The organism is Stenotrophomonas sp. Sm10 (genome assembly GCF_030985515.1).
GTDB lineage: Bacteria > Pseudomonadota > Gammaproteobacteria > Xanthomonadales > Xanthomonadaceae > Stenotrophomonas > Stenotrophomonas hibiscicola.
In genome coordinates this window covers 1-9,337 of record NZ_JAPTFO010000113.1, presented here as the reverse complement: position 1 = coordinate 9,337, position 9,337 = coordinate 1, and the positions used below count along the sequence as shown (strand labels likewise).

At 67.5% G+C, this 9,337-nt stretch carries 5 protein-coding genes; 3 read left to right on the top strand and 2 right to left on the bottom strand.

The annotated features are described in order from the left end of the window. Positions 1 to 176: 176 nt before the first annotated feature. Positions 177 to 3,704, bottom strand: a complete 3,528-nt coding sequence (locus O0J15_RS19495; protein ID WP_019660056.1) for a hybrid sensor histidine kinase/response regulator — start codon at positions 3,702 to 3,704, stop codon at positions 177 to 179. A 96-nt stretch (positions 3,705 to 3,800) separates the two neighbouring features. Further along, on the bottom strand, positions 3,801 to 7,346 hold the full coding sequence (locus O0J15_RS19490) for an ATP-binding protein (RefSeq protein ID WP_308306137.1): 3,546 nt from the start codon (positions 7,344 to 7,346) through the stop codon (positions 3,801 to 3,803). Between the two features lie 164 nt (positions 7,347 to 7,510). On the opposite strand from O0J15_RS19490, the gene O0J15_RS19485 reads away from it, so the two are divergent. Genes O0J15_RS19485 through O0J15_RS19475 form a run of 3 tightly spaced genes read left to right on the top strand, consistent with a single transcriptional unit; the run spans position 7,511 to position 9,302 of the window. Next, positions 7,511 to 8,143, top strand: a complete 633-nt coding sequence (locus O0J15_RS19485; RefSeq protein ID WP_308306136.1) for a YceI family protein — start codon at positions 7,511 to 7,513, stop codon at positions 8,141 to 8,143. A 10-nt stretch (positions 8,144 to 8,153) separates the two neighbouring features. Beyond that, on the top strand, positions 8,154 to 8,726 hold the full coding sequence (locus O0J15_RS19480) for a cytochrome b (RefSeq protein WP_019660059.1): 573 nt from the start codon (positions 8,154 to 8,156) through the stop codon (positions 8,724 to 8,726). A gap of 3 nt (positions 8,727 to 8,729) precedes the next feature. Beyond that, positions 8,730 to 9,302 carry a YceI family protein gene (locus O0J15_RS19475; protein ID WP_134734745.1) on the top strand — a complete coding sequence of 191 codons (573 nt, stop codon included), beginning with the start codon at positions 8,730 to 8,732 and terminating at the stop codon, positions 9,300 to 9,302. The last annotated feature ends 35 nt before the right edge of the window (positions 9,303 to 9,337 follow it).

Below are 9,337 nucleotides of genomic sequence, written 5' to 3'. Positions count from 1 at the left end.
GTGTGCGCAGGATTGCGCACACGAGCAAGCGGCGACCGAGCTTACATGGACGTACTTGCAGCGTCCCCCGTAACCGGACCCACCCCGCCATCCCACAGGAAGCCAGCTTTTGCTTCGGCTGTTGCTGTTGCTCCGGCTTGCAGCAGGTGCAGGGCCGCAGGCCCTGCCGCCGCACCCTACCGCCCCATGACCCTGGCGATCGCTTCCAGCAGCAGTTCACCGGTCACCGGCTTGCGCAGGAAACCGCCGATGCCGGCCGCTTCCACCTGCTGCTGCAGGTCCGGATCGGTCCGCGCGGTCACGGCAAGCAGCGGCAGCATGTAGCCCTGGTTGCGCAGGTGCTGGGCCAGTTCGAAACCGCTCAGGCCCGGCAGGTCCAGGTCCAGCAGGCCGACGTCGAAATCGCCGGCACTGATCTCGCGCAGCGCCGCCAGCGCATGGCCTGCATGCACCACCTCATGCCCACGCGCACTCAGCAGCCCGCGTATCACATCGGCCACGGTCGCGTCGTCTTCCACCAGCAGTACCCGCAATGGCGGCATGTTGGCCGCTTCCTGGCGGTGCGTATCACCCTCTGCCTCGGCATGGGCATCGACCACCATCGGCAACGGCAACGTCACGCCGAAGCAGGTGCCACGACCGAGCTGGCTCTCCACCTGGATCCGCCCTTGCATGGCATGCGCCAGTTCGCGGCAGATTGCCAGGCCCAGGCCACTGCCACCGTACTGTGCAGCGGTGCGTGCGCCATCGGCCTGCTCGAAGCGGCGGAAAAGGCGCTGCTGTTGTTCCTGGCTGATGCCCGGGCCGGTGTCGCGCACTTCGAAATGCAGCGATCGCAGTTCGGCGTCGCTGCGGGCGTGCAGGGTGATGGTGCCGCGGCTGGTGAACTTGACCGCATTCGAGAGCAGGTTCAACAGGATCTGCCGTACCCGCATTGCATCGCCGTTGGCCTGCAGGCCGGCGGGCAGCTGGTTGTCGAGCGTGAAACGCAGGCCCTTCTGCGCCGCCAACGGCCCCATCAGCGCGGCCAGGTCCTGCAGCAGGCTGCCCAGTGCGAACGGCTTGTGCTGCAGCTCCAGGCGGCCCGATTCGATCCGCGCCAGGTCCAGCGCATCGTTGACCAGATGCAGCAGGTGCTCGCCGGCATGGCGGATCGATTGTGTATAGCCACGCTGCTGCGGATCCAGCGGCGAGGCCAGCAGCAGCTCGCTCATACCCAGCACACCGGTCATCGGTGTACGTATCTCGTGGCCAAGATTGGCCAGGAAGCGGGTCTTGGCCGCCGACGCCTGTTCGGCCAGTTCCTGCTTGTGCAGCGCAAGCTGGTAGGCGTGGCGACGTTGCAGGCGCCGACGGTAAAGCCAGGCGAACCAGCTGGTCAGCAGCAGCGCGAACGAGGCAAGCATCAACAGGCCGGACAAGCTGCGCCACCACGGTGGCTGCACGCGGAATTCCAGGCTCTGCACACGTGACCAGACATGGTCAGCCGACCGCGCCTGCACTTCCAGCCGATAGCTGCCCGGTGCCAGCCGCGAGAACAAGCGCTCACCGGCCGGCCCCACTTCCACCCAGTCCGGGTCATAGCCGGCCAAGCGGTAACGATAGGTGTTGGACGCCGAATCGGCGAACGACAACAGGCGCGCGACGATGCGCAGATCGCGGTCGCCGTCGGCGATCTGCAACGGCGCGTCGTGGGTGAGGTCCAGCACCTGCTCGTTGCGGCGCACCTCCACCCGCTCGATCACCAGCGGCGCACGCCGCATCGACGGACGTACCTGCTTCGGGTCGAACACCACCACACCGGCCGGTGTACCTGCCACCAGATGACCGTCTGCCGACATCACCAGCGTGTGTTCGCGGAATTCCTGGCTCGGCAGGCCATCGTGCACGCCATACAGGCGCACACTCTGGCCGTCGGCCCCGATGCGCACCAGGCCACGCGCACTGGTTGCCCACGCAACCCCCTGCGCATCGACCACCAGCCCCGAGGCGGAGATCGCCGGGTAGCCCTGCTCTGCACCGATCACGGCCTGCCGCTCCAGCCGGCCCTGGCTCCAGCGGTAACGCGACAGGCGGCCATCTTCGGACAGCCAGACCTGGCCATCGGTGCCCACGTGCAGTGCATGGATCGCGGTCGCCGGCGCACCCGGCACCGGCTGGAAACGCTCGCTTTCCGGCAGCCACTGCAGCAGGCCACGGCTGCTTGCCAGCCAGATATGGTCCTGTGGCCCGCATTCCACGTCCAGATTGAGCTGGCCCTGCTGCAATCCACGCTGGCCATTATCCAGTTGGCGCCGCAGGCGCCCATCCAGATCGCGTTGCTGAAGCCCCGACGGCAGCATCAGCCAGAGACTGTCACCATCACAGGTCATCATGGATTCGATGACTCCTTCCATGGTCGCGTCGGCGCCGGCATCCCGGCCCCAGCGGCGCAGATCACGCCGCTTCGGGTCATAGCGCAGCAGTGCGTCGTTGGAACCGATCCAGACCTGGCCGCGGCGATCCTCGCGCACCGAGGTCAGCCAGTGCATGCCGTTGACCCAGGTACGGTGCTGTTCGATGCTGCCGGTCTTCGGATCGAAGCGGTCCAGCGCGCCGTGGCTGCCGACCGTCCAGATGCCGCCATTGCTGGAGGGGCTGGTGCCCAGCACGAAGGCATTGCGCAGCGAGCGCGGGTCGTCCTCCAGCCGCGACAGCACCGAGAACTGCCACCAGCGCGGCAACAGGTGCCACAGGCCGGCATTCGTGCTGGCCAACCAGATGCCGCCCTCGCGATCCTCGTAGGCACCTGTCCAGTTCGGGCGCACCGGGCCACGTGCCACCGCGCTGTACAGGGGCACGGCCTGGTACTGGCCATCGACCGCCCGGCCGAGGCCGGTGCGGGTGTCCAGCCAGTGCCCGCCCTGCTCGTCGCGCAGCATCATGCCCAGCACCTGCTCGCCTTCGGGCAGCTTCCAGGACGGTGCCTCGAAACGACCATCGGGACGGCGCACCATGGCACCGGCCATCGTGCTGATCCAAAGGCTGCCATCGGATTCGGCCGTCAAGCCATTGATCAGCAGGCTGGGAATGATGCCGGCCCCGACCCGCTCAAAGTCCGTGCCGGTCCAGCGCGCGACGCCATGCTTGGTGCCGATCCACAGGCTGCCGTCAGCCAGGGTGGCCAGGTACGGCACCGATGCCGCCGGCAGGCTGCGCGGGTTGTTCGCTTCAGGCAGGAAGCGCTGCAACCGGTCCTGGTTGTCCAGGCGGTACAGACCACCTTCGTGGGTGCCGAACCAGACCGAACCATCCGGCGTGGTGGCCAGGCTCCAGACCGTGTTGGTGCCCATCAACGGCTGGCTGCTGCGGTCGTAGAAGTGCAGCTGGCGGCGATCGGCCGACATCCGTACAAGGCCGGCGTTCTCGGTGCCGATCCAGAGCTGGTTGCGGGCATCGACCAGCACCGTCCAGATGCGGTTGTCGCGCAGGCCGTCTTCCGAGCGCCAGATCCGGTAGTTGCGCCCGTCGTAGCGGGCCAGGCCGTCGTTGGTCGCGATCCAGAGGTAACCGTAACGATCCTCGGCCATGCGGTTCACGGTGTTGGACGGCAAGCCGTCGAACACCGTCACCTGGCGCGGGTTCGGTGGCACCGGCTGCGCCGCAGCGGGTGACAGGCCGCACAGGAGGACCAGCAGCAGCATCGCCGCCCGCAGATACACCACCGATTGCCTCCTCACGCTGCTTCTGATGATTCCCGCACTACGGGCGTCGGCATGGTAAACCGAAAGTCGCGACGTTCACACCCGGCGCTGGCGCATTCAAAGGGCGGTTTGTCGTTTTGCGCGCGCCTGGGCAATGGCAGTCACCAGCATGTCACCGGTCACCGGCTTGCGCAGGAAGCCATCGAACCCAGCCGCCAGGACCTGGGTCTCGGCGTAGGCGTCGGACCGTGCAGTGACCGCCACCAAGGGAAGTTCATAGCCCATGGTGCGCAGCTGCCGGGCGATGGCGGTGCCGTCCAGCGCCGGCAGATCCAGATCAAGCAGGCCTACGTCAAAGCCATCGGTGGCGATCTCCGATAGCGCGCCCAAACCATGCAGCACGTGCACCACGTCGTGGCCACGGCCACGCAGCAGGCCGGCGATGACCTCGGCCACGGTCGCGTCATCCTCCACCAGCAGGATGCGTAGTGGCGGCAGCATCGGCAGTACCGGCAATTCGCCCGGCGCATTGGCGGCCTGCCGGTTCCAGGGCAGCGGCAGCCATACCCGGAAGCGGGCGCCCTTGCCCGGCTGGCTGTCCACTTCAATCCGCCCGTTCATGGCCACGGCCAGCTCCTGGCAGATCGCCAGGCCCAACCCGCTGCCGCCATAGCGCGACGCGGTGCGCGGACCGTCCGCCTGTTCAAAGCGATGGAACAGGCGGTCCTGCTGCTCGGCGTTGATGCCCGGGCCGGTGTCATGCACTTCGAAGCAGAGTCCACCACCGTTGTCTTCCAGCCGCACAGCCAGTCCGACGTGCCCGCGCTCGGTGAACTTGATTGCATTGCCCAGCAGATTGAGCAGGATCTGCCGCACGCGCATCTCGTCGCCACTGACGCTGATCGGCCCAGGTGGATCGTCCCCACGGCGGAACTCCAGATTGCGCTGCGTTGCCATCGGCTGCATCAACGCCTGCACCTGGTCGAGCAGGCTGGCCAGATCGAACGGGCGCAGGTCCAGCTCCAGCCGGCCGGCCTCGATGCGGGCCAGATCCAGCGCGTCATTGACCAGCCGCAGCAGGTGGCTGCCCGCCTGCTGGATCGAGCCTGCATAGCTGCGCTGCACTGGATCCAGCGGGGTGGCCAGCAGCAGTTCGCTCATGCCGAGCACGCCGGTCATCGGCGTGCGCACCTCATGGCCCAGCGTGGCCAGGAACCGGCTCTTGGCCTGTGATGCCTGCTCCGCCAGCTGCTGCTTGTGCACGGTCAACTGCCATTGCTGGCGGCGGCGCAGCCGCGCACGGATCGACCACACCACGATGAGCAGCAGCAACGAGCCGATCAGCAGGTAGCCGAAGATCGCCATGCCGCTGCGCCACCAGGGTGGCAAAACCTTTACCTGCAGCCGCTGCGAAGGTGTCCAGGCGCCACTGGCCGTCGCCGCCTGGACTTCAATGACGTAGCTGCCGGTCGGCAGCCGCGACAGCGTGCGTTGGCCGTCACCGCCCTGCTCCACCCAGTTCTGGTCGTAGCCCTGCACCCGGAAGCGGTAGCGGTTGCCCTGCGGGTTGGCATAGGAAAGCAGCCGCGCATCAATCTGCAGGTCACGGTCATCCGGCCCCAGCAACAACGTGCCGCTGGTCGGCAGCGGTTGCCAGCCACGGGCATCATCGCGCCGCACGCGGACCTCGGCGATCACCAGTGACGAAGGCGGCAGCGTGGTATCGGCGGCATTCACATCGAACTCGACCAGGCCGGTCTGGGCCACCGCCAGCACGCGACCGTCGGCATTCACCGCCGGCGGCCGGCTGGTGAACTCGGCGTCCGGCAGGCCATCGCGTTCGTTGAACTGCTGCAGGCGGCGCGCTTTCGGATCCCATCGCAGCAGGCCACGTGGCGTGGTCGCCCACAGGCGGCCGTCTTCGGCCAACGCCAGCCCCCCCATGCTCACCGGCGGCACGCCCGCACTGCCATCAATGCGCTGGATCAGGCGCAGGCTCATGCCATCCCACTGATAGCGCTCGAGCGCACCTTGCCGGGCCAGCCACAGCTGCTGCGGATCGACCCACACCAGGTCATAGATCAGCCCGCGCGAAACGCCCGGCACCGCTTCGAAGCGCCCGGCCTGTTCACGCCAGATCCCCATGTCGCCCATCACCCAGGCCTTGCCCTGGGCATCGAAGCGGATCTGCTCAATCGGTGAATCGGCCGTCTTGCGGAAATCCTCCAGCGGGTAGCTGCGCAGTATGCGGCCGTCGGCACTGCGTTGCTGCAGGCCGAGGTTCATCACCGACAGCCAGACCGTGCCATCGGGGGCCTGCCGCATCAGATCGACGCGCTGGCGCAGGTCCGCGCCCCCGTCGATACGCCAATCGTGCAACGCGCCGGTGGCCGGGTCGTACACGCTGATGCGGCCGGCACGCCCCAGCCACAGGCGCCCATCCGGCCGCGGCAGCACCGACCACACCGCCCCGCTGCCAATCTCGCGATCGCTGGCCAGCAACCGCAGGGTTCCCTGCGCATCCAGCTGGTACACGCCATGTGCCGAGCCAACGTAGTAGTTCTGGCCATCGCTGGCTGCACTCAACAGGTACTGGCTGTCCAGCGGCTTGCCGTCAAGCTGGCTCCAGATCGAAAACCGGCGCCAGTCCGGGGGCAGGTAGGCCAGGCCCTGGGTCAGCAGCGCCACCCACAATCCGCCCTCGTGGTCCTGCAGCAGATCGAGCACACCACTCTGGGCAGTGAGGAAACCACTGCCGCGGTCGCCATCGAGCCGCCACAGCATGCTGGCATCTCCACGCAACAGGCCATCGGAGGTGCCTGCCCAGTAACCGCCCTGGCGATCAGCCAGCACCAGCGCCGAACGCAGGCGCGCACTGTCGGCCCAGCGTGGACGACTGACCCGGTCCTGCGGGTCGATACGGTAGAGGCCGTCATTCTGGCTGCCGGCCCAGATCGAGCCGTCGGGGTCGCGGCTCAGGCGCAACACGCTCAGCGCCCCCAGTTCGCGCGGTGCGACAGCCTCGAACCCAGTCCCGTTCCAGCGCGCAATGCCCGCCTCGGTGCCGATCCAAAGGCGTCCCTGCGCATCGACCAGGCTGCTGTAGATGGTATTGCTGGGCAATCCCTCGGGACGGGCCGGATCATGCTCGAAGAAGCGCAGGCTGCCATCTTCACCGAAACGGCAGACGCCATGGCCGCTGGTGCCGATCCACAGTGCATCCTCGGCGTAGGCCAGCGTCCAGAACTGGCTCATGCAGGGGCCGTTGACGGTATCAAAGGTCTTGAAGCGGTCGCGGTCGGCATCCAGCCGGGCCACGCCCTTGCCATTGATGCCGACCCAGACGCGGTCCAGGGGATCGACCAGCAGGGTCTCGATTTCGTTGCCGGGCAGCGAGCCCGGCTGCTCCGGATCATGTTCCCACACCCGCAGGTTGCCACCGTCATAGCGCACCAGGCCACCATCGGTGGCGGCCCAGACATGGCCCTGGCGATCCTCGGCCAGCGCCAGCACCATGCGCGAGGGCATGCCTTCGGCGGCACCGAAACGGCGCAGCCGCGGTGTCTCGGCCATGTCCGGGGCCGCAGCCGCCGCGGCAAATGCCATCAGCAGCAGCCCCATTCCCGCGATGCCCCGGCGCCACAGGCGCCAACCGCTCGTCATCCTGAACCCCCTGTCCTGCCCCGATTGTCACACAGCGCCGGGTTCATGGCTGCAACAGGCTGTTTCCACCGGTGGACCCACCACGAACTGTTGCAGCCATGCACGCAACGTTGGCGGGGGGCTGTGCGTATGATCGCAACGTCCCCTTCCGGAGCCCGCCATCGATGCGTCCCTGCCTGGCCCTGCTGCCGATGCTGCTCGCCACCGCTCCCGCCTGGGCCGATGCGGATACCTATCGCCTCGATCCGGTGCATACCCGTGTGCTGTTCACCATCGACCACGCCGGTTACTCGCAGGCGATGGGCACGGTCTCCGGCAGTGAAGGACGCCTGCAGTTCGATCCCGACAACTGGCGCGAAGCCACACTGGACGTCGAGGTGCCCGTGTCGCGATTGGACCTTGGTGATGCCAAATGGAACCAGGCCACGCTGGCGCGCAGCCTGCTGGATGGTGAGCGCTTCCCGAAGGCACACTTCGTCTCCAGTCGGGTCGAACCGATCGATGCAAGGCGCGCCCACGTGATCGGCACCCTGACCCTGCGCGGGGTCAGCCAGGAAATCACGCTGGACGTGACCCTCAACGCCATCAAGCGCTACCCCCTGCCCCCATTCCGACGCACCGCCGGTTTCTCGGCCAGCACCACGCTGAGCCGGCGCGCGTTCGGCATCACCGCCTGGCCAGGCGTCATCGGTGATGCAGTGCAGTTGAGGATCGAGGCTGAAGCCACCCTCGACCGCAGCGACGCCCCGGGAACTCCCGCTCCCGTTTCGCACTCCGACCCCAAGATGGCCCGCTAGAGGACCTTTCATGACCGCCAAGAACACCCCCGCCGCCTGGGGGAGTGTCAGCCAGATCCTGCATTGGTTGATCGCACTGCTGATCCTCGCCCTGGGCGTGGTCGGCCTGACCATGGGCGAGCTGCCCAAGACCCCCAAGTATTTCTGGGTCTATACCGCGCACAAGTCGATCGGCATCACGGTGCTGGCGCTGGTGCTGTTGCGCCTGGGCTGGCGCCTGTATGCCGGTGCGCCGAAGCCGGTGCCGGGCGTGCCCAGCTGGCAGGAACGCATCGCCAGCGCCACCCACGTGCTGCTGTACGTGCTGATGTTCGCCATCCCCCTGTCGGGCTGGCTGTACGACTCGGCCAGCGGCCTGCGCCCGTTCCGCTGGTTCGGCCTGGTGGATGTGCCCAAGCTGAGCGGACCCGACCCGCAGGTTGTCGCGGTGTCACATGCCATCCACGAATACGGCTTCTGGCTCTTGATCGCGGTGGTACTGGCCCATGCCGGTGCCGCCTTCTACCACCACCTGTTCCAGCGCGATGCGACCCTGTCCCGCATGTTGCCGCGCGGCTGGCTTGCCTCCCCTCAGAAGGACTGACCGATGAACCTGAAACTGACCACTCCGGCCGCCGTGGCCGCCGCCCTGGCCGGCATGCTGGCTACCGCCCCGGCGCTCGCTGCCGACTATGCGCAGGCCCCCGGCGCCGGCTCGATCCTGGTGTTCGCGACCAAGTACGACGGCGAGGTGTTCACCGGCAGCTTCCCGGGCTTCGCCACCAAGCTCAGCTTCGACCCGGCCAATCCGGCCGCCGGCTCGCTGGACGTGGTGATCCCGCTGGCCGGTGCCAAGAGTGGCAACAGCGACCGCGACTCGACCCTGCAGGGTGCCGACTTCTTCAACGTCGGCAAGTTCGCCACTGCGCGCTACACCGCCAAAGGCTTCCGCGCGGTCGGCAACGACCAGTTCGCCGCCGATGGCACCCTCGAGCTGCGTGGCGTCAGCAAGCCGGTCACCCTCACCTTCACCTGGAAGCCGGGCGCCCAGCCGGTGCTGACCGGCAAGGCCACGGTCAAGCGCCTGGACTTCGGCGTCGGCGGTGGTGACTGGGCCGATACCAAGACCATCCCGGATGAGACCGCGATCAGCACGATCGTGAAGTTCGACGCGAAATAACACGCCTCCGGTAGTGGGGGGGGGGGGCGCGGGCG

Bases quoted from the DNA above. Each gene is read 5' to 3' on its own strand.
- O0J15_RS19475 (WP_134734745.1), top strand. From the start codon at position 8,730: ATGAACCTGAAACTGACCACTCCGGCCGCCGTGGCCGCCGCCCTGGCC.
- O0J15_RS19485 (WP_308306136.1), top strand. From the start codon at position 7,511: ATGCGTCCCTGCCTGGCCCTGCTGCCGATGCTGCTCGCCACCGCTCCC.
- O0J15_RS19490 (WP_308306137.1), bottom strand. From the start codon at position 7,346: ATGACGAGCGGTTGGCGCCTGTGGCGCCGGGGCATCGCGGGAATGGGG.
- O0J15_RS19480 (WP_019660059.1), top strand. From the start codon at position 8,154: ATGACCGCCAAGAACACCCCCGCCGCCTGGGGGAGTGTCAGCCAGATC.